The organism is Paraburkholderia sp. GW821-FHT02A12 (assembly GCF_059422005.1).
Genome location: NZ_JBWKWA010000001.1, coordinates 2,093,795 through 2,118,637, shown reverse-complemented (window position 1 = coordinate 2,118,637; position 24,843 = coordinate 2,093,795). Strand labels below are relative to the sequence as shown.

Below are 24,843 nucleotides of genomic sequence, written 5' to 3'. Positions count from 1 at the left end.
CAAGAGGATAGGGAAATTTCCTAAAGCAAAATATGAGAAAAAATTCGACTTCGATCGCAGCGTTTGAACAGACTTCAGCCGCGCCGAATGCTTTCGGCTCGGCGCGCCGCAGCCTGTCCCGTTTTGCGTACGCCGCCACGCTGGCTTGCGCCGCGCTGAGTTCGATGATTGCGACGCCGGCTGAGGCCGCGCCGATCGACTCGCTGATCAAGTCGGTCAAGTTCGACGACGTCGACGGCGTCAACAAGCTGCTCGCCAAGGGCATGGACCCGAACAGCGTCGACAACCAGGGCATTCCGTTGCTGGTGCTGGCCGCGCGCGAGAAGTCCGACAAGGTGGGCGCCGCGCTGATCGCCAATCCGAAGACCGACATCGAGATCCAGGACAAGGCCGGCGAAAACGCGATGATGATGGCGGCGTTGAATGGCGACATCGACTTCGTCAAGCTGCTGATCGCGAAGGACGCCGAAGTCAGCAAGAAGGGCTGGGCGCCGCTGCACTACGCGGCGGCGAACGGCCACGACGACATCGTCAAGCTGCTGCTCGACCATTCGGCCTATATCGACGCCGGTTCGCCCAACGGCACCACGCCGCTGATGATGGCCGCGCGCGGCGGTCACGTGTCGACCGTCAAGCTGCTGCTCGACAACGGCGCGGACCTCACGGTGAAGAACCAGATTGGCCTGACCGCGCTCGATTTCGCGAAGACCTATAAGGAACCGGACGTGGTCGAGGGGCTGACCGCGCGTTTGCAGCAAATGCAACAGAAATAAAACGCGCGGGGCGTCTCCGACGGCCGGAGCGCTGAACCGGCAATTGAGCCTTAAAAGGGCGGCAGTTCGCACGACTGCCGCCTGGCAAAACAGTGCAGAATGACGGCTTTGGCGCGCCGTGTTGGGCGCGCCCTCCGGATGCGGCACCCGACCGCCTCATAAACACCCCTGGAAAGGAACACCATGCTGCGGGCTTTGATTTTCGCCAGCGCGCTTGCCATACCGCTATCGGCAGCTGCGTTTACGGGAGGCGACCTCAACAAGCTGTGCACGAAGACCGATGTGGCGTCGCGCAGCGCGTGCGCCGCGTATATCGAAGGCGCCGCGGACGGCATCTTCAATACGATCGACGCGATCGGCGGCACCACTGGGCCGCGCGTCGGCCAGTACTTCTGCTTGCCGCAAGACGCGCGCTCGGCGCAGCTCACCGACGCGGTGCGCAAGTACATCGCGGAAAACCCGATCGTCGCGGGCTATAACGCCAGTACGGCGATCTCGCTGGGGCTCGGCAAGGCGTTTCCTTGCAAGAGCGGCAGTTGATTTCGATTTGAATTACGGCTAACGCCGACGTGCTCGCTACGGGCTCGTTCGGCGGTTCGGCCGGCTTGAGCGGTACTGTTTCAACCCGGCGCGATGCCGGTTAAAACCGGGTTTGAACCCCGGCCGCGCTTTCAGAAGTTGCCCGCGGCGGCCGTCTTTCCCAGTCCGGACGGACGAATGCCTTGGCCTTGCACAGGCGGGCCGTGCCGACCGGGCGGCGGATGCAGCAATGCATAACCGGCGCGCCGTCGTAGCGCTCGCGCCAATGTCATCAACCGGGCAGCTTCGGCGCTTACACCCGCTCCGGAGGCTGCCTGCTGCTTGCCGGCAGCCGCTTCACCGCCTGTCCACCCGGCGGCATGGCCCGCGCGGCGCGCACCACGCACCACGCAACACGCGACGTCGCCGCCGCCCGGTCGCCGGTTTCGTTTTCAGCCACCAAGAGGACAACGCCCCCATGCCCACTTTCGACGAATTGAGCCGTATCGCGGAAGCGCCGCTGCATACGTGGCTCGGCGCCTTGACCGTCTCGGTGATCGCGGCGCTGCTGGCCGCCGGCGTGCATCGGGTCGGCGCGCGCATCGTCACGCGGATCGCGCGGCCGTATCCGCTCACCAGCGTCGTGCTGCGCTATATCGACAAACCGTCGCTGTCCGTCCTCGTGATCCTTGCGCTGGAGGCGGTCTGGTGGGAGGCGCCCGACACCCTCACGTTCATCACGCCGCTGCGCGACGGCGCCGCGATCGCGCTGATCGGCGCGCTCACCTGGCTGTCGGTGCGCTCGGCGGCGGCGATCGGCGAGGCGATCATCCAGGCCCATCCGCTCGATACCGCCGACAACCTGCAGGCACGCCGCATCCATACGCAGGCGCGGGTGCTGGCGCGTTCGGTGATGCTGGTGATCGTGATCATCGGCGTAGGCGGCGCGCTGATGACGTTTCCGAATGTGCGGCAGATCGGCGCGAGCCTGCTGGCCTCGGCGGGCGTGGCCGGTCTGGTCGCCGGTATTGCGGCGCGGCCGGTGCTCGGCAATCTGATCGCCGGCTTGCAGATCGCGCTGTCGCAACCGATCCGGCTCGACGACGTCGTCGTGATCCAGGGCGAGTGGGGGCGTATCGAGGAAATCACCGGCACGTATGTGTCGGTGCGCTTGTGGGACCAGCGGCGGCTGATTGTGCCGCTGCAATGGTTCATCGAGAATCCGTTCTCCAACTGGACGCGCAGCAGTTCGCAGATCATCGGCACGGTGTTTCTGTACGTCGATTACCGGATGCCGCTCGCGCCGTTGCGCGAGGAACTCGCGCGCATCGTCGAGAACGCGCCGGAGTGGGATCGCCGCGTGCAGGTGCTGCAAGTCACCGACGGCACCGAGCGCTCGATGCAGTTGCGCGCGCTGGTCAGCTCGCTCGATTCAGGCTTGAACTGGGACTTGCGCTGCCGGGTCCGCGAGGGGCTGCTCGACTTCATTCAGAAGCACTATCCACAATACTTGCCGAGAGCGCGCGCCGAAGTATCGGCCGAACTGGAAAGCGGCAAGGACGAGCCGCTCGACTGGGTGCCGCGCAGCGCGCAGACGCCCGCGGGCAGCACCGCGGCGCACACCGAAGCCGATCCGGTGGCGAGCCGCGTGGGCCTTGCGCAGGCGAGCGGTCCGCAGCACAAGCAGAAGGAAACGGCGTAGCGGGGACGCTCGTGTGCAGATGCGTGCGGCGGGCGGTGTGTGCCGCGCCATGCGAACCAGGGAGGACAACCAGGATGGGTCGACTGATCGTTGTGTCGAATCGCGTCGCAACGCCGACGGAAACCAGAGGATCGGCGGGCGGCCTCGCCGTTGGCGTGTTCGGCGCGCTCAAGGATGCGGGAGGCGTGTGGTTCGGCTGGAGCGGCGACGTGGTGAGCGAGACCGTCGCCAATGCCGGTCCGAATTTGGAGCAGGACGGCGCGGTGACCTTTGCGACTGTCGGCCTCACACGCAAGGATTACGACCAGTACTATCGTGGCTTTTCGAACGCGACGCTGTGGCCGGTGTTCCACTACCGCAACGACCTCGCGCGCTACGAGCGTGAAGAGTATGCGGGCTACCGGCGCGTGAACGCGTGGCTCGCGCACAAGCTGATCAAGCTGCTCGAACCCGACGACGTGATCTGGGTTCACGACTACCATCTGATCCCGTTCGCCGAAGCGCTGCGCTCGGAAGGCATCACGAACCGGATCGGTTTCTTCCTGCACATTCCGTTTCCCGCGCCGCAGATTCTGCTCAACATTCCGCCGCACGAAGAGCTGGTGAAGTCGCTGTCGTGCTACGACCTGTTGGGTTTCCAGACCACGACCGATGAACTCGCTTTTCACGACTACGTGACGCGCCACGCGCGCGGCAGCGTGAGCGCGGACGGCCACGTCGACGCATTCGGCCGCAAGCTGCGCACGGGCGTCTATCGGATCGGCGTGTTTCCCGACGAAATCGCCGAGCAGGCGAAGCGCTATGAAAGCCGTCAGCATGTGCTCGACCTGAAACAGAGCCTCGAAGGCCGCAAGCTGATCATGAGCGTCGACCGGCTCGATTATTCGAAGGGACTGGTCGAACGGTTCCGTGCGTTCGAGCATCTGCTGGAGCGCTCGCCCGAATGGCGCGGCAATGTCACGCTGGTGCAGATCGCACCGCCAACCCGCTCGGACGTCGCCACCTATCAGAAGATCCGTCAGGATCTGGAATACGAAGCAGGGCGCATCAACGGACGCTACTCGGGCCTCGACTACACGCCGATCCGCTATCTGAATCAGCAGTACGACCGCTGGAAGCTGATGTCGCTGTTTCGCGAGTCGCAGATCGGCTTTGTCACGCCGTTGCACGACGGCATGAATCTCGTTGCGAAAGAGTATGTGGCCGCGCAGAATCCCGACGATCCGGGCGTGCTGGTGCTGTCGATTTTCGCCGGTGCGGCGGCGGAGCTGAGCGGCGCGCTGCTGGTCAATCCGCACGATGCGATCGGCATGTGCGAGGCCTTGCAGCGTGCTTTGCAGATGCCGCTCGATGCGCGCCGGCGGCGTCATGAGATCAACATGGCGGCGCTGCGCAAGAACGACCTCGGCGTGTGGCGTGATACCTTCCTGAATGATCTGCGCAGTGTGCCGGTGCAGAAACCGGGTAACGGCGGCGGGCATACATCATGGCGCGCGTGAACGAGATTGCCGGGGGCGCAGGGGTTGCCGAACGTGCCGGGGTTGCTAACCTAAACGCTGGACCTAAGCGCCGGACCTAAGCGCCGGATGTAAATTGAATGTAACAGCGCCGAGGAATTGAAAGGGTCAAGCGCTTTTTATTGCGCCCTGATGAATAATGCTTGGATGCGGATGGTGCAGGCGGCCGCGCGGCACTCCGTTGCATTGATCGGAGATGCCGGCGCTGTCATACTCAGCGTCCCTGATGCGCCGGTAGTGCGTCCCGCCGCAGGCCAAAAGCGGCCCAAGCCGCCCGTTCACGGAGACAAGATATGAAGATTGCGCAGATCGCCCCTTTGACCGAATCGGTGCCGCCGAAGCTGTATGGCGGCACGGAGCGCGTCGTGTCGTACATCACCGAGGCGCTGGTCGATCTCGGCCATGACGTGACGCTGTTCGCGAGCGGCGACTCCGTCACCAGTGCGAAGCTCGAAGCGGTATGGCCGCGCGCGCTGCGTCTGGACCCGGGCATACGCGACCGCATCGCGCCCCATATGCTGTTGATGGAACTGGTGCGCCGTCAGGCCGAAGATTTCGACGTGCTGCATTTCCACCTCGACTACTACTCGTTTTCGGTCTTCAAGCGGCAGGACACGCCGTTCGTCACGACCATGCACGGCCGCCTCGATTTGCCCGAGCAACAACCGGTGTTCGACACCTTCAACACCGCGCCGGTCATTTCGATTTCGAATGCGCAGCGTCATCCGTTGCCGCAGGCCAGGTGGCTCACCACCGTCTATCACGGCTTGCCGGAACAGCTCTACACGCCGCAACCGGTCGAGCAGAAGTACCTTGCGTTTCTCGGCCGCATCTCGCCGGAAAAGCGGGTCGACACGGCGATCCGCATTGCCGGGCGCTGCGGCATGCAGATTCGCATCGCCGCGAAAGTCGATGCCGCCGACCGCGAATACTTCGAACGCGACATCCGGCCTTTGCTGGATCTGCCGTACGTTGAGTACATCGGCGAAATCGCGGATAACCAGAAGGCCGAATTCCTGTCCGGCGCGCATGCGCTGCTATTTCCGATCGACTGGCCGGAGCCGTTCGGTCTGGTGATGATCGAGGCGATGGCGTGCGGCACGCCGGTGATCGCGTTCAATCGCGGCTCGGTCCCCGAAGTGCTAGAAGAGGGCGTGACGGGCTTCATCGTCGAAGACGAGATCGGCGCGGTGGCAGCGGTGAATCGCTTGCACAAGGTGCCGCGGGCGGGTGTCCGGCAACGCTTCGAAGAACGCTTCACCTCGCACCGGATGGCGCAGCAATATGTGGACGCGTATCAATCGGTGATTCGCGCGCAAAAACGCTCGCGCTTCAAGGTGATCGATACGTCGGGGAGCTGAGTTGCGCTGAGCCGCGGCGGGCGGCTGCGCAAAAAAAAGAACGGCGGTGCAGTGCGCATCGCCGTTTTTTATTGCCGCTGCACCGGGCTCACAGCCCTGGCGTCAGCCTGATGGAACATGGACTGCGTTTGCCCCGCTGCATTTGACCCGGTTACCGCCGCGTGCGAAACCGGCGGATCAAACGCGGACCTGTCAACCGGTAGCGCGCTTAGATCTTCAGGCGCGATACCTTGGTGCCCTGGAGCGATACATCGGCCATCAGGCCGGCATTGGTTAGCACGAATACTTCGACCGGCGCCGTAGCTGTGGTCGTATCGATCGCGCCGTTCGCGCCCACCTTGACCAGCGCCACCGAGGCGTCGCCACCCACGGCCCAGCCGTCCGAGTTGCGGAATTTGTCGAGCGAATCCTGCGTCATGAACAGGAAGATGATGGCCTTCGACTGCGCACCGGCCTGCAGACCGAGTGAGCCGGAAATCGTGCTGTAGTAGCCGACCGTGCCGCCGCCCACGCGCAGCGCGCCTTCGCCGTACTGGCCGCCGACGATGAAGCCCGCTTGCAGCACCGACGGGAACACGAGTACGCCGCGCGCCTTCGACACGAGTTCACGCGAACCCGCCACGGAGGTGAACAGCCGGGACATGGTGCCGTCGACGCTGGCGTCGATCGACTTGCGTTTGGATGCATCAGTGGACGCTGTGTCGTGGCTGCTCCCGCTCGTTGTACAACCGGCGAGTGCAAGGCCTCCGAAAGCAAGCGCAGCGGCAGTCGTCAGCATGAAGTTTCGTCTTTGCATCGTTTTTCTCCATCGTGGTTCCTGGGCGCAACCTCAAATGTATTGCCGGGTTGCCTTTGCGTTATAGCACACGCAAGCCTGGAACGTTTTCTTGGCGTTATCTCTAAAAGCCTTGTGCGGCGGGGCTTTGCGCCAGATCGCAAAACTCGATGCTGTAAATTTGACCGGCCGCAAGAGGCGCTTGCCAGCCGTTTGGAAGGTGCGGCCGAGTGGTGCCCGGCAGCATCGTGCCCGATAACTATCTGGACGAAGAAACCGGCACTCCGGCCGCGCGCCCCCCCGTTTTTACTGATTCTTGCTTCGTACTTGCTTCGTGCGAATGGTGTCGAAATCGAATTGAAAGTGTTGTCGGGATGCTGCAACAGCGCACGGGTCGGTCGCTCGTCAGCTGTTGTTCGCCGGACTTTTCACCGGTGGCCGCCGCAACACGCGGCGGATGACGCCGATCACCGCGCCGATCACGAACAGCGTGATGGCCGGTACGATCCAGTAGCCGACGAAGGCGTGCCAGAGGTATGCGAAGAGGGTCGAGCGGCGCACGCTGTATTCATCGCGGGCGTCCTGTTGACGCGGCGCGTTGGCGGCCAGCACGTCGGCCGGGCAGCCGGCTGCCTGCGCTTCGTCGGGTTTGCCGTGACAGTGCGCGGGTGCGCCAGCGGCGCGTTGTGCGTCGGTGAAATTCCAGGTGGTTAGCGCGCGGTCGAGGTCGACGGCGTTATACGCCATTTCCTCCCTGATCTCATTGACCGCGACGATCGCCACCGGCACCGCCCAGAATATGATGACGACCAGCCACCGCCTCAACCAGCGGTTTTTATGCTTCGATACCATCCTTGCCTCCGATCGATGCTCTTTGGCATCAACGACAAGATGGCGGCCCGTCTAATGTTGTGTGTGGGGGTGGGCCGTCTCCGCAGCCATCATAGAAGAAAAACGGCGCGTTCGCGCGAATGGGCTATGAAGCTCTTATGAAGGTGCTATGAAGGTGCTATGAAGCTGCTACGAAGCGGCTATGAAGCTGCTACGAAGCGGCGGGGCGGCAGGAAGGAAAAAGCAGTGACCGCGCCGGGGAGCGGCGCGGCCCTGTTCAGGCAAGGCGCGGTGACGCGCCGCGCGATTAGTTAGCCGGCGCGGACGACAGGCAGGTCTTCATGAACGCCTTGCGGTCGTCGCCTTTCTTGCCGGCGGCCTGCGTGTTGCACGCCTTCATCTTGTCCTGCTGGCTCATCGGCGCAGCGGCGGCCGGTTTCGCCGCCAAGCAGGTCTTCATGAAAGCCTTGCGGTCGTCGCCCTTCTTGTCGCCGGCCTGCTTGTTACAGTCGGCCATTTTCGTTTGCTGGCTGTTCTGCGCGAACACTGGCGAAACGAGGACCGCGCCCAACAACAGCGTTGCGATTGCGGATTGGATCTTCATGTGACACTCCCTTCGGTGGTGAAAACGTTTTTTTAGTGGTCGTGCGCGCGGGCATCAACGGCATCCAGGGCACCCTTAGCACGTCCATTGTGGCAATTGCTGTCTGCCAGAACGGACAAAAGCGCATTCCGGTTGACAAGCCATGACGCTGGTTTTCCCTACCTGGCGGGGAAGCAGAAGCCGCCCTCCAGTGTAGGGACGGACGGATCGTAGCACTGTCAAGTTATGTTATGCATTCCAGATTAATTGGCCACGAAAAATTCAAACAGATCACCGCCATGGGTGATGAAATAATGAAAGATCCAGCAATGCAATCGGCATTGAGATTTTGGACAATTGAATTAGAAATAGGCAGGAAATTTCGCTGTCGATCGGAGGGTGATATCGACTCGAATTCCGCGCCGAGGTGCTGCCCATCTCATCTATCACGCATGCCAAGGAGGCTACGCCATGCACTACCTGTTGATGTACGACCTTGTGCCCGACTACCTCGAACGTCGCGGCGCGTATCGCGATGAGCATCTGAAACACGCACGGGCGGCGGTCGAGCGCGGCGAATTGCTACTCGCCGGCGCGCTGGCCGATCCGGTCGATACGGCTGTGCTGCTCTTCCAGGGCGACTCGCCCGCGGCCGCCGGAGCCTTTGCCGAGGCCGATCCGTATGTGCTTGCGGGTCTCGTGACGCGCTGGCGCGTGCGTCCATGGACGACCGTGGTGGGCGAGCACGCGTCGCAACCGGTGCGCTAGACGCAACGCCCTGAACTTCTTTCGAGCATCACGGACACCGATGCGAACGCATGCCTGAGGGCTGCCGTTCGCTGTTTCATCGCATCGCGCCGATTACGGGCAAGCGTAGTTGGCGCGGTGTTCGTGCGCGCTGCGTCAGCGATCAAATTCGTTCAAAGCGCAGCGAAATGATTCGCCGCGCATTTCGCCGATTTCATAAAGGCTATTCGCCGCTGATCCTTTGCCGTTTCGCTGCCCAATAGCGGGTTTCGTCGCCGGAACCAACCGCCTTTCTGTTACGGCAATTCGAGAAATGACGCAGCAAAAAGGACAAGATTGTTTCCATCCGTAACACTTGTCTCAAGGATATTCACGCAAACCCTGGTGGTGGTATGCTTCGTGCACAAATTCTCCCATGCACGAGTGAGACCACGTTTTGTGCTTCGCAATAGGGACAAACCGCACTAACGCAGTGCGGCGCGGACTTACAAACAGAACGTACAAAACATATTTGTGCAACCGAGGGCTGTACACGGATCGTGAAAGTTGAATCCGTGGCGGTCCAAAGCCGCGGCCCGGCCAGGCTGCGTGGAGAACTCCATGTTTTTCGATGAGCTAAGCAATGAAGAATGGGCGCTGCTGGCAGCGCTTGTCTCTGATGAGCCGGCCGTCCGTCTGAATCGACGCGGCCGGCCGCGCGCCGAACCACGTATCGTGGCGAATGCCGTCCTGTGGATTCTGACAACTGGCGAACCCTGGTCGAAGCTGCCAGGCCGCTATCCGTCGGGTCCCACCTGCCGGCGCCGTTTTGAAGAATGGCAATTGAACGGCACCCTCCTCGAGATGGTTCGGCTGTTATCCCAAACCGGGCGTACCTTCGCGTACGTCCCGCAACCGGCGCCGCCCGTCGCGGCCAAACCCGCAGCACCGGTAGCAGAACCTCCCAGCGCGCGCGAAGACAGTCTGCGTGGCGTGTCCTGGAAAAGCCCCGAGTCGTGGCAGGCGCCCGGCATGGCGAGCCGCCTGAGCAGCTGGCGTTCGGCCGATCCGATCGCCGACATCACACGCCAGTTGTCCGGCATGGCGGATGTGCCGCCGGCGCCGTCCGCTCACGCGGTGCGTGCCGCGCCGTCCAGCTTCGCCGAAACGGACGCGATGGGCGCGATGGGCGGCATGACGTCCGCCGCCATCGCCGAAGGCCGGCCGCAACAATCCGACGACCAGCGCAGTCCGCTGTCGATGAGCCTCGCGCCACGCGGCACGCAGGTCGCCGACCGGCGCGGCTATCTGATCTACGTGGTGGCGGAGCGGGTGCCTAACGCGATGTATCGCGCATGGGCGGAGATCATGAAGGACGGCAAACGCGTCGAGCGTTCCGGTCTGGTCGGCCCGCGCTTTGCGGAGGCGGAAGCAGCGGAGCAGTGCGCGCTCGACTGGGCGCGGCAGTGGATCGACCGCGAATGCCGCACGCTGGCGACTGCGGGTACTGCGCCTGCCGTCAATGCCGTTGTGCCGGTTGCACGTCCGCTACCGGCACGTCCGCTACCGGCCATGCGCCAGGTGCCGGAGCCCGTCACGGTGAATCACGGCGCGCCTTTGCATGGTCCTATGGGTGCGTTCCGCGGTCCGCTGCGCCGTTATCCCAGCGAACCGGCTACAACAGCTACGGCGGCCACAGAGAGCAGTGCGTCAGATCGTTTCCCGGCGTTCCCAGAACTCATCTCCCACGCGGGATGAGCGCGGCGGCTAGCGCGGCGGCTAGCACTGCGGTACCCCGCGGCCGGTAGGAGCAACCGCCGCAGGGTCCTGCTTCATCCGTTGTGACTCACTGGCGCTGTCTTATTGACGTCCTTCATTGACGGCCTTTACTGGCGTCCGTACGTGTCGTCAAAGCGCACGATGTCGTCTTCGCCGAGATACGAACCGGACTGCACCTCGATCATTTCGAGCGGCATCTTGCCCGGGTTCTCGAGACGGTGGGTCACGCCCAGCGGAATATAGGCCGATTCGTTTTCGGAGACGATAAAGCGCTCTTCGCCCCGCGTGACGAGCGCCGTGCCGCGCACGACGATCCAATGTTCGGCGCGGTGATGATGCATTTGCAGCGAGAGCCGCGCACCCGGCTTCACGACGATGCGTTTGACCTGGAAGCGCTCGCCCGTGTCGACGGAATCGTAGTTGCCCCACGGCCGGTGTACCTTGCGATGGTTGGCCGCTTCCAGGCCGCCGTCGTTGCGAATCCGTCCGACGATCTTCTTGACGTCCTGCACGCGCGATTTGTCGGCAACCAGAATCGCGTCCGCCGTTTCCACCACGACCAGATTCTGGGTGCCTACGCAGGCAATCAGGCGTCCTTCCGAGTGCGCGAAGGTCGAGGCCGCGCCTTCGAACATCACGCGGCCGCGGCCCACGTTGCGGTCAGCGTCCTTGTCCGAGATTTCCCAGATCGCGTCCCATGAACCCACGTCCGACCAACCCGCCTGCAAGGGCACGACTACGCCGGAAGCGGCGGTCTGATCGTTGCCCAGTTGTTCCATCACGGCGTAGTCGATCGAATTCGACGGCGAGGCGCTAAATGCGTCGCGTTGCAGACGGAAGAAGTCGCCGTCCGCCTTGCCGCCCGCAAACGCCGCATCACAGGCTTCGTAAATGGCCGGCTGGAAGTGGCGGATCGCCTTCAGCCAGGTCGACGCGCGCATGATGAAAATGCCGCTGTTCCACCAGTATTCCTGCGACTCTATATAGCGCTGCGCCAGCTCCAGATGCGGCTTTTCGACGAAGCGGTCGAGTTTGTGCGCGGCGAGCGTGCCGGCCGCTTTGGCGCTGTCTTCAGCGCTGTCGTTAGGCATGCCTGGCTGTGTACCAAGCGCCGCGCCGATACGGATATAGCCGTAGCCGGTTTCCGCGCGCGTCGGCACGATGCCCATTGTCACGATATGGCCGGCTTCGGCGTGCTGCACGCCCGTGGCGACCGCCGCACGAAAACCGTCGATGTCGGTCACCGCGTGATCGGCGGGCATCACGACCATGATGCCGTCCTCGTCCTGCGCGGCGATCGACAGCGCGGCCACCGTGAGCGCCGGCGCGGTGTCGCGGCCGGCGGGCTCGAGAATCAGCCGGCTCGGTTTGCCGCTCGTGCGCAATTGCTCGGCGGTCGTGAAGCGATGCTCTTCGTTGGCCACCACGACGAGCTGCTCGGCCAGGAGATGACCGGTTTCGAGTCCGTCGAGACGGCGCGTCGTGGATTGCAGCAGCGAATCATCGCCGAGCAGGCCAATCAGCTGTTTCGGGTACTGCTCGCGCGACATCGGCCACAAGCGTGTGCCGGAGCCGCCGGCGAGAATGACGGGGTGAACCTTGAGCTTGACGTTCAGGGGCATGGCTTGCGTGGACCGGGTGTCGGCGGGAGTGGCCGTAACCGGAGCTGTCATGATGGACTCCTCGAGGCTGGGTGAATGCGTCGAGTTTTAACACGAAGTAACGAGTCAATAAAAGCGCGTTAAATAGAAGTTATATAAAAAAGCCAGTAAAATTAGTCCTTCCGTGACGCCAGAATGTCTGTTTATTTTTTTAAAAAATAAAAAATACAATAAAAAAATCGGGGGCAATTTTTTTACGCGGGCGAATGTCGCAGAATAGAGCCGAAGGGCGGTGCGTAAGCTTCGTAGGCAAACAGGAAGAAATGACGGTCCGGGCTTTCGGCGGGGCACTCAACCGGTCTTTCGAACACCAAAACCGGCAATAATTGCCGAACAAATTCCGAAAAAATATCGAAATTTTGACCGATACATTTTGAGATTTTTTGCTGTCTTGCGGTCCGAATTTTAATACCGCTTTATCTATACCTGTACAAGGGTATTCACTCATTCCGACACGCGTTATCCGTCTCGGCCACCTGGTTGGCTAGCTGGATTTTTTAGAGCGGAGAAACGGCGTGGCAATAGCACAGGCCAATTAGTTTCGCGGCGCGCATTCGGTGGCGGGGCGCGCATGGCGGCGTTGTGCGTCCTGCTGCGGGGCTGATGTGCATAACCGGGTACCAGGAATTCAACCAACCGACGGATGGCCCTTGACTGACGAACTGAGGTGCAGCGCATGCTGAGCGTTCTATCGAGAATCATCGACATTGCGATGGTCGCCCTTGGCGCCTGGATTGGGGCGGCCGTGCACAGCGGGAAATTCGTGTGGCTGGACGATGTGCAAAGCATTTCGCTGGCGTTCGACTGCCTGCTGGTGGTGGTGTTTTTCCCCGCGCTCGGGATCTATCAGTCGTGGCGCGGCAAGCCGCTGTACGACCTGCTGTGCCGCGTGGCGGGCGGATGGCTGATGGTGGAGGTCACCGGCATTCTGATCAGCTTCAGCCTGCACCGCTCGGACAGCCTGTCGCGCTTGTGGCTCGTGTACTGGGCGGCGGCCACCATCGTGCTGCTGATCGTGAACAAGGTGATCGTCTATTCGATCCTCAAGGGATTGCGCCGCGAGGGTTTCAATCAGCGCGCGGTGGCGATCGTCGGCGGCGCGCCGTATGGCCGCTTTCTGATCGAGCAGATGCGCAGCCGGCCGGAAGCGGGCTTTAGCCCGGTCGCCGTGTTTGATGAAGATGGCACGATCAATCCTTATGAAGACCCGGACGCCGCCGACGCGATCGACGGCGTGCCGGTCGAGCGCGACTACCAGCGCATGATCCAGCTGGTGCGCCAGCGCGCGATTCGCGAACTGTGGCTCGCACTGCCGATCTCGAAGGAAAAGGCGATTCACCGCTTCGTAATGGATCTGCGCAACGATTTCGTGAACATCCGCTTCATTCCGGATGTGCGGAGCCTCACGCTCTTCAATCAGCCGATGGTCGATCTGCTCGGCGTGCCCGCGATCAACCTGGCCGCTTCGCCGATCACGGACTTGCGCGTGCTGCCCAAGCGCATTTTCGACCGCATGTTCGCGCTCGGCGCGCTGACCGCGCTGTCGCCGGTGATGCTCGCGATCGCCGTGGCGGTGAAACTGAGCTCGCCGGGGCCGGTGTTCTTCCGCCAGAAGAGGAAGGGCATCGACGGCAACCAGTTCGAGATCTACAAGTTCCGCTCGATGAAAGTACACAAGGAAGAGGTCGGCAGGATCACCCAGGCCACGCGGCGCGACCCGCGCATCACCGCGGTCGGCGCGTTCCTGCGGCGCACCAGCCTCGACGAATTGCCGCAATTCATCAACGTGCTGCGCGGCGAGATGTCGGTGGTCGGTCCACGTCCGCATGCGCTCGAACACGACGACATCTACAAGGATCTGGTGAAGGGCTACATGCACCGCTACCGGATCAAACCGGGCATCACCGGGTGGGCGCAGATCAACGGCTATCGCGGCGAAACCGACCGCATCGAAAAGATGATGGGCCGCGTCAAGCTCGATCTGTACTACATGCAGCACTGGACCTTCTGGCTCGACATCAAGATCGTCGTGCTGACGCTGTGGAAGGGCTTTGTGGGCAGCAACGCTTATTGAGCGACAGCCGCGCAATGCATCGCGTGTCTGCTGTTCTGAACCAACTCAATTCTCCGAGGTGTAATACATGAACCTGACGATCATCGGTAGCGGCTACGTAGGCCTCGTGACGGGCGCGTGTCTGGCGGACATCGGCCACGACGTATTCTGTCTCGACGTCGATCAGCGCAAGATCGACGTGCTCAACAACGGCGGCGTGCCGATCCATGAGCCGGGATTGCAGGAGATCATCGCGCGCAATCGCCGTGCCGGCCGCCTGAAATTTTCGACCGACGTCGAAGCCGCGGTCGCGCACGGCGATATCCAGTTCATCGCGGTCGGCACGCCGTCCGACGAAGACGGTTCCGCCGACCTGCAATACGTGCTGGCCGCCGCGCGCAATATCGGCCGCCATATGACGGCCTTCAAGGTGATCGTCGACAAATCGACGGTGCCGGTCGGCACGGCCTCGCGCGTGCGCGAGGTGATCGCCGGTGAACTGGCCGCACGCGGCGAGAGCCACATGTTCTCGGTGGTGTCGAACCCGGAGTTCCTGAAAGAGGGCGCGGCCGTGGAAGATTTCACGCGCCCCGACCGCATCGTGCTCGGCTGCGATGAAGACGTGCCGGGCGAGAAGGCGCGCGAATTGATGAAGCGCCTGTACGCGCCGTTCAATCGCAATCGCGAACGCACGCTGTACATGGACGTGCGTTCGGCCGAATTCACCAAGTACGCGGCCAACGCGATGCTTGCCACGCGCATTTCGTACATGAACGAGCTGGCGAATCTGGCTGATCGCGTCGGCGCGGATATCGAAGCGGTGCGCCGCGGCATCGGCTCCGATCCGCGTATCGGCTACGACTTCCTGTATGCCGGCTGCGGCTACGGCGGTTCGTGCTTTCCGAAGGACGTGCAGGCGCTGATCCGCACCGCCGCCGACTACAAGCAGAATCTGCGCATTCTCGAAGCGGTGGAAGCCGTCAACGACACGCAGAAAAAAATCCTCGCGCACAAGATCGTGGCGCGTCTGGGCGAAGACCTGTCGGACCGCACTTTCGGCGTGTGGGGCCTCGCGTTCAAGCCGAATACCGACGACATGCGCGCAGCGCCGAGCCGCCCGCTGATCGCCGAGCTGCTGCGCCGCGGCGCGCGCGTAAAGGCCTATGACCCGGTCGCGATCGACGAATCGAAGCGCGTCTTCGCACTCGATCTGAAGGACGTGCCGCAACAGCTCGCGCGCCTGTCGTTCGTGAACGAAGAGATGGAGGCGGCCGAGGGCGCCGACGCGCTGGTGATCCTTACCGAATGGAAGGTCTTCAAGAGCCCGGATTTCGACTCGCTCAAGCAGATCCTCGAGACACCGCTGATTTTCGACGGCCGCAATCTGTACGAGCCGGAGGCGCTGCTCGAACTCGGTATCGAGTACCACGCGATCGGCCGCCAGCACGCGCTGCGCAACGCGCCGGCACGGGTCGGCGCGAACGGCCCGGTCACGGCCGACACGGCCGCCGTGGCCACCGCGGCGGCTGGACGCTAGGCCGCCAAGCCGTGCTAGGGAGCCCGCTATGTTTGCCAACGTTCTGATCGTCTGTCACGCCAACGTGTGCCGTTCGCCTGCCGCCGAAATGCTGTTCAAGGCACGGCAGCGCGCGGCCTCGCAGCCGTGCTCGGCGCCGATCGCGTTTCATTCGGCGGGCATCCGTGCCGTGGAGGGTCACGGCATGGACCCGGTGATGCGGCGCCTGCTCGCCGAGCAGGGCGTCGCCTCCGATATCCATTACTCGCGGCGTCTCGACCGGCGCCTCGTGCGCTCCGCCGATCTGGTGCTGGTCAGCGAGCGCGCGCAGGTGAGCGAAGTCGAAGCGCTCGATCCGGCCTCGCGCGGCAAGGTCTATCCGCTCGGCAAGTGGGAACACGATTCCGACGTCTCCGATCCCCACGGCGGCGCGGAAGCCGCTTATCGAGAGAGTCTCGTGCTCATCGAACATCTGGTCATGGGATGGCTGAAGAAAATATGCTGATGAAGAAAATCACCGCGAACCTCAACGCGAATTCACCGGCGAATCTTCGAACGAAATTCGCCGCCACCTTTTTGCTGACGTCCTTTCTGTCGGCCTGCGCCACCGCGCCTGGGAATTACCTCGACACGTCCCATCTGAAAGACGACGGGCAGCATCAGAGTCAGCCCACTGAGACCTATCCGGTCCATCTGATCGACGGGCCGCTCGTGGCCGCCCAGACGCAAGCGGCCGGCGCGCCGCAGGCGCTGCCGACCTCGAGCATCGGCGACCCGTCGCAGTACGTGTACCGGCTTGCGCCGCAGGACATTCTCGGCATCACCGTGTGGGACCACCCTGAACTGACCACGCCGCAGGGCAGTACGCTGTCGGCCGGCGGCAACACCACGCAATCGGTCGGCGGCGCCTTGCAGCAGCCGTACACGGCCGCATTGCCGGGCCAGGCCGATCCGTACGGCCAGACGGTCGCCGCCGACGGCACGATCTTTTTCCCGTTCGTCGGCCGCATCAAGGCCGCGGGCAAGACCGTCGGCGAATTGCGCGATCAACTGAGCAGCGGCCTCGTGCGCTACATCCGCAACCCGCAGGTCGACGTGCGCGTGCTGTCGTATCGCGGCCAGAAAATCCAGGTGACCGGCGAAGTGAAGACGCCGGGGCCGCTCGCCGTCAGCGACGTGCCGCTCACGCTGGTCGACGCGATCACACGCTCGGGCGGCACGACCAGCGAAGCCGACATCCAGCGTGTGCGTCTGACGCGCAACAAGCAGCTCTACGTGCTCGACGCGAACCGCATGCTCGATAGCGGCGACACCACGCAGAACGTGATGCTGCAAAGCGGCGACGTGATCAACATTCCGGATCGCAGCGCCAGCCGCGTGTTCGTGATGGGCGAGGTGAAGACGCCGATGCAGATGCCGATGCTCAAGGGGCGTCTGTCGATCGCCGATGCGCTCACGCAAGCGGGCGGCATCCTCGATACCGACGCCAATCCGCGTCAGATCTACGTGATGCGCGGCATGCGCGAGAAGCCGACCACGCCGGACGTCTACCGCCTCGACATGACGCAGCCGGACGCGATCATGCTGTCGACCCAGTTCCAGTTGCAGCCGATGGATGTCGTGTATGTGGGCACCGCCGCTTCGACCACGTTCAACCGTGTGTTGCAGCAGATCTTGCCGACCGTGCAGACGGTGTTCTACCTGAAGCAGCTGACGAAATAAGCGTCTGAGCCGCCGACAGCCCCGCGCCGCTCTCCCAGGGCGCGGGACTGCAGCAAATGCTGGAGCAACCGCTGACGTAACCGATACGGGATCGAATTGTGAGCAATCAAATCACTCCACACATGGTCGCACCGGCCAGGACCGAAGAAGAGGACGTCGTCCTCGGCCAACTGGTGCAGGTGATCCTCGACGACATCTGGTGGCTGATCGCCATCGCCGCGGTGATCGTCGGGATCGCCGTCGCGTACTGTTTCCTCGCCAAGCCGATCTATTCGGCCGATGCGCACGTGCGGGTCGAACAGTCCGATAACACGTCGCAGGCGCTCACGCAGACGCAGACGGGCGCGGCGATCACCACCGGGTCGAGTTCGCTGCCGACCGATGCCGAAATCGAAATCATCAAGAGCCGCGGCGTGGTCGGCCCGGTGGTGCAGCAACTGAAGCTGAACTTCAGCGTCACGCCGAAGACCATTCCGCTGCTCGGCAGCATCGCCGCGCGCATGGCGACGCCGGGCCAGCCGGCGCGGCCGTGGCTGGGTCTGTCTTCGTACGGCTGGGGCGGCGAGATCGCCGACGTCGATTCGATCGACGTGGTGCCCGCGCTCGAAGGCCAGAAGCTGACGATGAAGGTGATCGACGACCAGCACTACGAGCTGTATGCGGAGAACGGCGCGCTGCTGCTGCACGGCCAGGTCGGCCAGCAGGAGCAGGGCGGCGGCGTGACGATGGTGGTCAACAAGCTGGTGGCGCGCCCGGGTGAGCAATTTACGGTGGTGCGTTCCAACGACCTCGACGCGATCACCGCGTTCCAGTCGGCGATCACCGTGCAGGAGCAGGGCAAGCAGACCGGCGTGATCCAGATCTCGCTGGAAGACAAGAGCCCGGAGCATGCCGCTGAAGTGGCCAATGCGCTCGCGCAGTCGTATGTGCGTCAACACGTGTCGAACAAGCAGGTCGACGCGAGCAAGATGCTCGACTTCCTGAAGAGCGAAGAGCCGCGTCTGAAGAGTGATCTCGAACGCGCGGAAGCCGCCTTGACCGCGTATCAGCGCCAGTCCGGCTCGATCAACGCGAGCGACGAAGCCAAGGTGTACCTGGAAGGCAGCGTGCAGTACGAGCAGCAGATCGCCGGTTTGCGTCTGCAAATGGCGCAGCTGACCGAGCGTTACGGCGACGACCATCCGATGCTCAAGACCGCGCGCCAGCAGATGGCCGAGTTGGAGGCGCAGCGCACCAAATACGCCGACCGCTTCCGCGATCTGCCGGCCACCGAAGTGAAGGCCGTGCAGCTGCAACGCGATGCGAAGGTGGCCGAAGACATCTACGTGCTGCTGCTCAACCGCGTGCAGGAATTGTCGGTGCAGAAGGCCGGCACCGGCGGCAACGTGCATATCGTCGACGCCGCGCTGCGACCGGGCGTGCCGGTCAAGCCGAAGAAGGCGCTGATCCTGTCGGCGGCGGTGATTCTCGGGCTGATCGCCGGCACGGGTTTCGTGTTCCTGCGCCGCAATATGTTCAAGGGCATCGACGACCCCGAGCACATCGAACGCGCATTCCATCTGCCGGTGTTCGGTCTCGTGCCGCTCAGCGCCGAGCAGGCGGTGCTCGAAAGCAGTTTCCAGCGCGGCGGCGAGCGCCTGCGTTCGGTGCTGGCCAGCGCGCGTCCCAAGGACTTCACGGTCGAAAGCCTGCGCAGTCTGCGCACCTCGATGCAGTTCTCGATGATGGACGCGAAGAACCGCATCGTCATGCTGACCGGTCCGATGGCCGGCGTCGGCAAGAGCTTTCTGACGGCCAATCTGGCGGTGCTGCTCGCGCATTCGGGCAAGCGCGTGCTGATGATCGACGGCGATATGCGGCGCGGCGTGCTCGAACGCTACATGGGCGGTTCGCAGGAGAACGGCATGTCGGAATTGCTGAGCGGACAGATCTCGCTCGAAGAGGCGATCCGCAGCTCGAACATCGAGAACCTGAGCTTCATTTCGTGCGGCCGCCGTCCGCCGAATCCGTCGGAGCTCCTGATGTCGCCGCGTCTGCCGCAATACCTCGACGGCCTCGCCAAACGCTACGACGTGATCCTGATCGATACGCCACCGGTGCTGGCCGTGACCGATGCGTCGATCATCGGGGCTTATGCGGGTTCGACCTTCTTCGTCATGCGCTCGGGCGTGCATAACGAAGGCGAGATCGCCGATGCGTTGAAGCGCTTGCGGGCGGCCGGCGTGCACGTGCAGGGCGGGATCTTCAACGGCATGCCGGCGCGCTCGCGCGGCGGCTACGACCGCAGCTATGCGGCGGTCCAGGAATACCTTAGTACCTGAAGAGGCGCGGAGGCGATCCCTGTGCTCCGCATTCAGTGCAACTGCGCAGCGCAACTACGAAAAAAGGACTTCACGATGAAAGTGACCGTACTGGTTCCCACTTTCCGCCGCCCGGCCGATCTCGCGCGCTGTCTCGCGGCGCTGCAACGGCAGTCGCGCGCGCCGGACGAAGTGGTGGTGGTCGCGCGCGCCGACGACGAGGCGACTCGCGCGTGCCTGCGCGATCCGGCGGTGCCCGGCGAGCTGCCGCTTGCCGTCGCGCTGGTCGAGGTGCCAGGCCAGGTCGCGGCCCTGAATCGCGGGCTCGACGCGGCCAACGGCGACGTGATCGCGATCACCGACGACGACGCCGCGCCGCACGCCGACTGGGTCGAACGGATTGCGGCGGCATTCGAAAGCGATGCGCGTCTGGGCGCTCTCGGCGGGCGCGACTGGGTGCACGAAAAAGGCCGCGTGCTGGACGGCGAGCGGCCGCTGGTCGGCAAGGTCACCGCGCACGGCAGGATCATCGGCAATCATCATCTCGGGGTGGGCGGCGCGCGCGAAGTCGATATCCTGAAGGGCGCCAACATGAGCTACCGCAGCGATGCGGTCCGCACGATCCGTTTCGACGCGCGCCTGCGCGGCGCGGGCGCGCAGGTTCACAACGACATGGCCTTCAGTCTGAGCGTGAAGAACGCCGGCTGGAAGCTGATGTACGACCCGCGCGTGGCGGTCGATCATTTCCCGGCCGAGCGTTTCGACGACGACCGGCGCGACGCGCAAACCATGGCGGCGTTGCGCAATGCCGCCTTCAACTTCCATCTGATCCTGCGCGACCAGCTGCCGCCGCTGCGCCGCGAAACCGCCTGGTGGTGGTGGACGCTGGTCGGCACGCGGGTCTATCCGGGGCTCACGCACGCGGCGCTCGCGCTGCTCTCCAAACAGGCGGGCCTGAAGCTGTCGCGCTGGCGCGCGGTGCGTACCGGCGCGCATGAGGCGCGGCGCGCGCTGTCCTGAGCCTCGTGATCCAGCGCCTGACCCATGCGTTCCTGTATCGGCGCCGGCCCCGCAGGCCGGCCGCCGATGCCCCTTTCCACCGGCAGAGCGGAGTGCCTGCATGAGTACGAAAGTTCACGTTCATCTGTTTTACGGCGCCGACCCGCGCTTTTATCGACCGGGCGACAACATCGGCTGTCTGTACGGTTATCACCACGCCGAATCCGACGCGTTCGCGCTGACCTATTCGCAGGACGCGCGCGAAAGCAAGCCGGTGCGCCTGTTGCGCCGCGCATTGAAGGCGGCGCTCGGCTTCGACTTCATTCATACGTGGCGCAACCGCGCCGAGATGCTGCGCTCGGACGTGATCTGGACGCATACCGAGCAGGAACATCTGTCGGCCGCGCTGATGCTGCTGCTGAGCGGCCGCAAGGCGGGCGCCGCGGACGGGCCGTTGCTGCTCGCGCAAAGCGTGTGGCTGCTCGATAAATGGCCTGGTTACGGGATCTTGCGCAGTTGGCTGTATCGCAAGCTGCTTGCGCGCGCCGATCAGCTGACCACGCTCGCCAGCGAAAACGCCGAGCTGTGCCAGCGCTTTTTCAACCGCGACGCCAGGCATGTCTACTATGGCCTGAACACGCAGGACTTCCCGGTGCAAGCGCCGACCGAATGGACGCCGCACACGCCGATCCGTATCGCCGCGATCGGCAACGATCGCGATCGCGATTGGGAGAGCCTCATCAAGGCGTTCGGCAACGATGCGCGCTACACGGTGAAACTTGCAACGCGCCGGCGTATTCCCGCGTCGCTGCGCGCAGCGAATGTCGAGATCGCGCTGTTTTCGGGCATCAAAAAGCAGCACGAACTCTACGACTGGGCCGACGTGATCGTCGTGCCGCTGCGGCCGAATTCGCACGCCTCCGGCATCACCGTGATGCTCGAAGCGGCGGCGCTCGGCAAGCCGATGGTGGTCACCGACGTCGGCGCGTTGCAGGATTATTTCCCGGCGGGCGAGGCGGCTTATGTGCCGCCGTTCAACCCGCAGGCGCTGCGCGAAGCAGTCGACGGCTTCGCGGCCTCGCCCGCTGAGGCCTTGCGCCAGGCGCAGGCGGCAGCGGCCGGTTTGCTGTCGCGCGATCTGACGACGCAGCACTACGCGATGCAGCACGTGCGGATCACGCAGGACATGCTGCGTGCCCGGGCCGCGCTGCGGGCCCAGGCGGTGGGGCAAGGCCGGCGCCCCAGCCCGCGTGAATCGAGCGGGAGCCTCTAAACGATGTCGACGATTACGCGAGCTGGCGAGAGCGGCGCCGGACGTCTTTTGTCCGGCGGTCCGCAGGAATGGCTGCCGCCGGCGTTACTGTGGCTGATCACGGCGGTGCTGATCGTCGCGCATCAGGGCACAGTGCTCACGCTCGCGTTCCCAGTGCTCGCGATCCTGACCGGCCTGTGGCTGTACTTCAAGAGCCCGGCGCGCTACATCGGGTTCATGTGGTGGCTGTGGTTCCTGAGCCCGGAAGTGCGGCGTCTCGCCGACTGGTCCAAAGGCTCCTTCACACCCACCAGCCTGATCCAGGTTGCGCCGCTTGCGGTGACGATGATCAGCGCGCTCTCCTTGTTGCGTTACTACAGACTGCTCGCGCAGCGGCGCGGTCTGCCGGTGCTGCTGATCCTGCTCGGCCTGGCCTACGCGTTCATGGTCGGCGTGATGTCGAGCGGGCCGCTTGCCGCGACCTATGACCTCGCCAACTGGCTCTATCCGATCCTGATCGGCTTTCACATCATGGCGCACACGCGCCAATATCCGCAGTACCGCGCGACCATCGTCAACACGTTCATCTGGGGCATGCTGGTGATGGGCGGCTACGGCCTGATCCAGTTCTTCATCATGCCGCCGTGGGACGCGCTGTGGATGCTCGGCTCGCAGATGAACTCGCAGGGCGACGCCGTGCCGATGGGCGTGCGCGTGTTCAGCACGATGAACTCGTCGGGGCCGTTCGCGTTCGCGATGATGGGTGCGATGGTCTACGTGATGGCGGCCACGCACCGGGTGCGCTGGATCGCCGCGGCGCTGGGCTTTTTTTCGTTCGCGCTGAGCCTCGTGCGCTCGACGTGGGGCGGCTGGGTGATCGCGCTGCTGATCCAGCTGGTCAAATCGAACAACAAGGTGCGGATGCGCATCGTCGCCAGCGCCGTGCTGCTCGCCGGCCTGTGCGTGCCGCTGCTGGCGGTCGGCCCGGTGGCCGACCGGATGCAGGCGCGTCTTAACACGATCGTCAACCTGAGCGACGACCAGAGCTATGCCGCGCGTAACGAGTTCTACGCGACCTTCGCGAAGACCGCCTTCACCGACGTCTCCGGCGAAGGGATGGGCGCGACCGGCACCTCCACCAAGCTCTCGAACGATGGCGGCCAGCTCGGCCAGTACGGCAACTTCGACAGCGGCGTGATGAACATTCCGTTCGTGCTCGGCTGGCCCGGCACGCTGCTGTATATGTCGGGCATCGTCTGGCTGGTGGTGCGCGCGGTGCTTGCGTCGTTCAAGCTGCGCAACGACAAATACGTTTCGGCTTGCCTCAGTCTCAGTCTCGCGACCTTCGCGATGCTGGTGTTCACCAATTCGCTGGTCGGCACCGGCGGCCTGCTGCTTTTCATGAGCGTTTTTTCGATCCTTTCTGCGGTGCATTACGAAAAGATGAACCGCAGACGCACGCTACTTCTCCACGGAGGCACTGATTGAGAGTCGCCATTGTCACGCATGTCGTGCGCCATAACGACGGCCAGGGGCGCGTCAACCACGAGATCGCGCGCGCCGCCCTCGACGAGAACATCGGCGTGACGCTGGTTGCGTCGCACGTCGCGCCCGATCTGCTCGCCCATCCGAACGTCCGCTGGGCGCCGATAAAAATCGGCCGCTGGTGGCCCACCAATCTGCTGCGCCAGCAGGTGTTCGCGTTCAAGAGCGCGATGTGGCTGCGCGCGCATCGAAGCGAATACGACGTGCTGCACGTGAACGGCTTCATCACGTGGATGCCGGCTGACGTCAACACCTCGCACTTCGTGCATAGCGGCTGGTTCGGCAGCAAGTACTACCCGTTCGGACTGACCAAGGGCGTGTGGTCCGCGTATCAGTCGGTCTATACGCGCTGCAACGCGTTGCTCGAACGCTGGGCTTACCGGCGCTCGAAGGTGATCACAGCGGTGTCGCAAAAGGTCGCCGACGAAATCCGCGCGATCGGGCTCACGCCGGATAACCGGGTGGATGTGATCTACAACGGCGTCGATACGCAAGGCTTCGCCGCGGCCCAGGGCGATCGCGCGCGCTTCGGCCTGCCGGCGCAGGCGTTCCTGTTGCTGTTCGTGGGCGACCTGCGCACGCCGCGCAAGAACCTCGGCACGGTGCTGGCGGCGCTGAAGCATTTGCCTGAGCACGTGCAGATCGCGGTGGCCGGGTTCCTGCCGGGCAGCCCTTATCCGGACGAGGCGAAGGCGCTCGGCATTGCGCATCGCGTGCATTTTCTCGGGCTGGTGAAGGAAATGCCGGTGCTGATGCATTCGGTCGATGCGTTCGTGTTTCCGTCCCGCTATGAGGCGATGAGCCTCTCGCTGCTCGAAGCGATGGCGGCGGGGCTGCCGGTGGTCACGGCGCGCACGGCGGGCGGCGCGGAAATCATTACGCCCGAATGCGGCATCGTGCTCGATGACCCGGACGATCCCAAGGCGCTGGCGGGCGCGGTCTCGCGTCTGGCTGCGAACGACGACGCGCGCCGCGCGATGGGTGTCGCCGCCAACGAGCTCGCGACCGGCTTCGGCTGGGCGCGGATGGCCGCGCAGTACATCGCGCTGTACCGGCAGATCGAAGGTGAGCAGAAGGACCGCCGGCGCAGCAAGGCCGAAGCCGCCGTGGCCGCCAAGACCGACGCGCTGACGCTGAACACGCTGGCCGGCCAGAAGACCGCGGAATGACGATTTGCGCAGAAACCTCGGAAACCGCGGAAACAGGCCGGCACGCAACCGATCACAACT

The 24,843-nt window shown here is 63.7% G+C and carries 20 protein-coding genes; 16 read left to right on the top strand and 4 right to left on the bottom strand.

Annotated features, from left to right (window positions below; genetic code table 11):
• The first annotated feature begins 32 nt into the window (after positions 1–32).
• The 5 genes from AC07WT_RS09425 (at position 33) to AC07WT_RS09405 (ending at position 5,872) form a co-directional block, all read left to right on the top strand.
• Positions 33–773 (top strand): ankyrin repeat domain-containing protein, encoded by a 741-nt coding sequence (locus tag AC07WT_RS09425; protein WP_494946863.1) that lies wholly within the window; start codon positions 33–35, stop codon positions 771–773.
• 183 nt (positions 774–956) lie between these two features.
• Positions 957–1,313, top strand: a complete 357-nt coding sequence (locus AC07WT_RS09420; RefSeq protein ID WP_492593663.1) for a Rap1a/Tai family immunity protein — start codon at positions 957–959, stop codon at positions 1,311–1,313.
• Positions 1,314–1,770: 457 nt separating this feature from the next.
• A complete protein-coding gene (locus tag AC07WT_RS09415) occupies positions 1,771–2,994 on the top strand; it encodes a mechanosensitive ion channel family protein (protein ID WP_492593662.1) in 1,224 nt (407 codons plus the stop codon).
• Between the two features lie 74 nt (positions 2,995–3,068).
• Positions 3,069–4,493 (top strand): alpha,alpha-trehalose-phosphate synthase (UDP-forming), encoded by a 1,425-nt coding sequence (gene otsA / locus AC07WT_RS09410; RefSeq protein WP_494946862.1) that lies wholly within the window; start codon positions 3,069–3,071, stop codon positions 4,491–4,493.
• Positions 4,494–4,804: 311 nt separating this feature from the next.
• Positions 4,805–5,872 (top strand): glycosyltransferase family 4 protein, encoded by a 1,068-nt coding sequence (locus AC07WT_RS09405; RefSeq protein WP_492593660.1) that lies wholly within the window; start codon positions 4,805–4,807, stop codon positions 5,870–5,872.
• A 208-nt stretch (positions 5,873–6,080) separates the two neighbouring features.
• Here the strand turns inward: AC07WT_RS09405 and AC07WT_RS09400 are convergent, their stop codons facing one another.
• The 3 genes from AC07WT_RS09400 to AC07WT_RS09390 all read right to left on the bottom strand — a co-directional run bounded on the left by AC07WT_RS09400 (position 6,081) and on the right by AC07WT_RS09390 (position 8,082).
• Positions 6,081–6,668 carry a BPSL1445 family SYLF domain-containing lipoprotein gene (locus AC07WT_RS09400; RefSeq protein ID WP_494946861.1) on the bottom strand — a complete coding sequence of 196 codons (588 nt, stop codon included), beginning with the start codon at positions 6,666–6,668 and terminating at the stop codon, positions 6,081–6,083.
• A 384-nt stretch (positions 6,669–7,052) separates the two neighbouring features.
• Complete coding sequence (locus AC07WT_RS09395; RefSeq protein ID WP_494946860.1) at positions 7,053–7,499, bottom strand: hypothetical protein; 447 nt, start codon at positions 7,497–7,499, stop codon at positions 7,053–7,055.
• A gap of 286 nt (positions 7,500–7,785) precedes the next feature.
• Positions 7,786–8,082 carry a PsiF family protein gene (locus AC07WT_RS09390; RefSeq protein WP_492593657.1) on the bottom strand — a complete coding sequence of 99 codons (297 nt, stop codon included), beginning with the start codon at positions 8,080–8,082 and terminating at the stop codon, positions 7,786–7,788.
• Between the two features lie 450 nt (positions 8,083–8,532).
• Between AC07WT_RS09390 and AC07WT_RS09385 the strand changes: the two genes are divergently transcribed.
• Complete coding sequence (locus tag AC07WT_RS09385) at positions 8,533–8,829, top strand: YciI-like protein (protein WP_492593656.1); 297 nt, start codon at positions 8,533–8,535, stop codon at positions 8,827–8,829.
• Positions 8,830–9,408: 579 nt separating this feature from the next.
• Positions 9,409–10,545 carry a transposase gene (locus AC07WT_RS09380; protein WP_494946859.1) on the top strand — a complete coding sequence of 379 codons (1,137 nt, stop codon included), beginning with the start codon at positions 9,409–9,411 and terminating at the stop codon, positions 10,543–10,545.
• A gap of 128 nt (positions 10,546–10,673) precedes the next feature.
• Here the strand turns inward: AC07WT_RS09380 and AC07WT_RS09375 are convergent, their stop codons facing one another.
• Positions 10,674–12,239, bottom strand: coding sequence for a mannose-1-phosphate guanylyltransferase/mannose-6-phosphate isomerase (locus tag AC07WT_RS09375; protein WP_494946858.1), 1,566 nt, complete (start codon positions 12,237–12,239; stop codon positions 10,674–10,676).
• A 664-nt stretch (positions 12,240–12,903) separates the two neighbouring features.
• Between AC07WT_RS09375 and AC07WT_RS09370 the strand changes: the two genes are divergently transcribed.
• The 9 genes from AC07WT_RS09370 (at position 12,904) to AC07WT_RS09330 (ending at position 24,783) form a co-directional block, all read left to right on the top strand.
• Complete coding sequence (locus tag AC07WT_RS09370; protein ID WP_494946857.1) at positions 12,904–14,301, top strand: undecaprenyl-phosphate glucose phosphotransferase; 1,398 nt, start codon at positions 12,904–12,906, stop codon at positions 14,299–14,301.
• A gap of 67 nt (positions 14,302–14,368) precedes the next feature.
• The gene (locus tag AC07WT_RS09365) at positions 14,369–15,817 is read left to right on the top strand and encodes a UDP-glucose dehydrogenase family protein (protein WP_494946856.1); all 1,449 of its coding nucleotides are present in this window, start codon (positions 14,369–14,371) and stop codon (positions 15,815–15,817) included.
• 28 nt (positions 15,818–15,845) lie between these two features.
• Positions 15,846–16,301: an arsenate reductase/protein-tyrosine-phosphatase family protein gene (locus AC07WT_RS09360; RefSeq protein ID WP_494946855.1), complete on the top strand. Its 456-nt coding sequence runs from the start codon at positions 15,846–15,848 to the stop codon at positions 16,299–16,301.
• Positions 16,301–17,518, top strand: a complete 1,218-nt coding sequence (locus AC07WT_RS09355; protein WP_494946854.1) for a polysaccharide biosynthesis/export family protein — start codon at positions 16,301–16,303, stop codon at positions 17,516–17,518. The genes AC07WT_RS09360 and AC07WT_RS09355 overlap by 1 nt, the downstream gene beginning before the upstream one ends.
• Positions 17,519–17,640: 122 nt before the next feature.
• Positions 17,641–19,839 carry a polysaccharide biosynthesis tyrosine autokinase gene (locus AC07WT_RS09350; RefSeq protein WP_494948414.1) on the top strand — a complete coding sequence of 733 codons (2,199 nt, stop codon included), beginning with the start codon at positions 17,641–17,643 and terminating at the stop codon, positions 19,837–19,839.
• A gap of 75 nt (positions 19,840–19,914) precedes the next feature.
• Positions 19,915–20,838 (top strand): glycosyltransferase family 2 protein, encoded by a 924-nt coding sequence (locus AC07WT_RS09345; protein ID WP_492593649.1) that lies wholly within the window; start codon positions 19,915–19,917, stop codon positions 20,836–20,838.
• A gap of 100 nt (positions 20,839–20,938) precedes the next feature.
• Positions 20,939–22,090, top strand: a complete 1,152-nt coding sequence (locus AC07WT_RS09340) for a glycosyltransferase (RefSeq protein WP_494946853.1) — start codon at positions 20,939–20,941, stop codon at positions 22,088–22,090.
• 3 nt (positions 22,091–22,093) lie between these two features.
• A complete protein-coding gene (locus tag AC07WT_RS09335; protein ID WP_492593647.1) occupies positions 22,094–23,557 on the top strand; it encodes a glucose-6-phosphate isomerase in 1,464 nt (487 codons plus the stop codon).
• Positions 23,554–24,783 carry a glycosyltransferase family 4 protein gene (locus tag AC07WT_RS09330; RefSeq protein ID WP_494946852.1) on the top strand — a complete coding sequence of 410 codons (1,230 nt, stop codon included), beginning with the start codon at positions 23,554–23,556 and terminating at the stop codon, positions 24,781–24,783. Before AC07WT_RS09335 ends, AC07WT_RS09330 begins: the two co-directional genes overlap by 4 nt.
• Positions 24,784–24,843: the final 60 nt, after the last annotated feature.

What these genes read in the sequence shown, in the direction of transcription:
- AC07WT_RS09425 (WP_494946863.1), top strand. Translation starts at nt 33, where the DNA reads ATGAGAAAAAATTCGACTTCGATCGCAGCGTTTGAACAGACTTCAGCC.
- AC07WT_RS09420 (WP_492593663.1), top strand. Translation starts at nt 957, where the DNA reads ATGCTGCGGGCTTTGATTTTCGCCAGCGCGCTTGCCATACCGCTATCG.
- AC07WT_RS09415 (WP_492593662.1), top strand. Translation starts at nt 1,771, where the DNA reads ATGCCCACTTTCGACGAATTGAGCCGTATCGCGGAAGCGCCGCTGCAT.
- otsA (WP_494946862.1), top strand. Translation starts at nt 3,069, where the DNA reads ATGGGTCGACTGATCGTTGTGTCGAATCGCGTCGCAACGCCGACGGAA.
- AC07WT_RS09405 (WP_492593660.1), top strand. Translation starts at nt 4,805, where the DNA reads ATGAAGATTGCGCAGATCGCCCCTTTGACCGAATCGGTGCCGCCGAAG.
- AC07WT_RS09400 (WP_494946861.1), bottom strand. Translation starts at nt 6,668, where the DNA reads ATGCAAAGACGAAACTTCATGCTGACGACTGCCGCTGCGCTTGCTTTC.
- AC07WT_RS09395 (WP_494946860.1), bottom strand. Translation starts at nt 7,499, where the DNA reads ATGGTATCGAAGCATAAAAACCGCTGGTTGAGGCGGTGGCTGGTCGTC.
- AC07WT_RS09390 (WP_492593657.1), bottom strand. Translation starts at nt 8,082, where the DNA reads ATGAAGATCCAATCCGCAATCGCAACGCTGTTGTTGGGCGCGGTCCTC.
- AC07WT_RS09385 (WP_492593656.1), top strand. Translation starts at nt 8,533, where the DNA reads ATGCACTACCTGTTGATGTACGACCTTGTGCCCGACTACCTCGAACGT.
- AC07WT_RS09380 (WP_494946859.1), top strand. Translation starts at nt 9,409, where the DNA reads ATGTTTTTCGATGAGCTAAGCAATGAAGAATGGGCGCTGCTGGCAGCG.
- AC07WT_RS09375 (WP_494946858.1), bottom strand. Translation starts at nt 12,239, where the DNA reads ATGACAGCTCCGGTTACGGCCACTCCCGCCGACACCCGGTCCACGCAA.
- AC07WT_RS09370 (WP_494946857.1), top strand. Translation starts at nt 12,904, where the DNA reads ATGCTGAGCGTTCTATCGAGAATCATCGACATTGCGATGGTCGCCCTT.
- AC07WT_RS09365 (WP_494946856.1), top strand. Translation starts at nt 14,369, where the DNA reads ATGAACCTGACGATCATCGGTAGCGGCTACGTAGGCCTCGTGACGGGC.
- AC07WT_RS09360 (WP_494946855.1), top strand. Translation starts at nt 15,846, where the DNA reads ATGTTTGCCAACGTTCTGATCGTCTGTCACGCCAACGTGTGCCGTTCG.
- AC07WT_RS09355 (WP_494946854.1), top strand. Translation starts at nt 16,301, where the DNA reads ATGAAGAAAATCACCGCGAACCTCAACGCGAATTCACCGGCGAATCTT.
- AC07WT_RS09350 (WP_494948414.1), top strand. Translation starts at nt 17,641, where the DNA reads ATGGTCGCACCGGCCAGGACCGAAGAAGAGGACGTCGTCCTCGGCCAA.
- AC07WT_RS09345 (WP_492593649.1), top strand. Translation starts at nt 19,915, where the DNA reads ATGAAAGTGACCGTACTGGTTCCCACTTTCCGCCGCCCGGCCGATCTC.
- AC07WT_RS09340 (WP_494946853.1), top strand. Translation starts at nt 20,939, where the DNA reads ATGAGTACGAAAGTTCACGTTCATCTGTTTTACGGCGCCGACCCGCGC.
- AC07WT_RS09335 (WP_492593647.1), top strand. Translation starts at nt 22,094, where the DNA reads ATGTCGACGATTACGCGAGCTGGCGAGAGCGGCGCCGGACGTCTTTTG.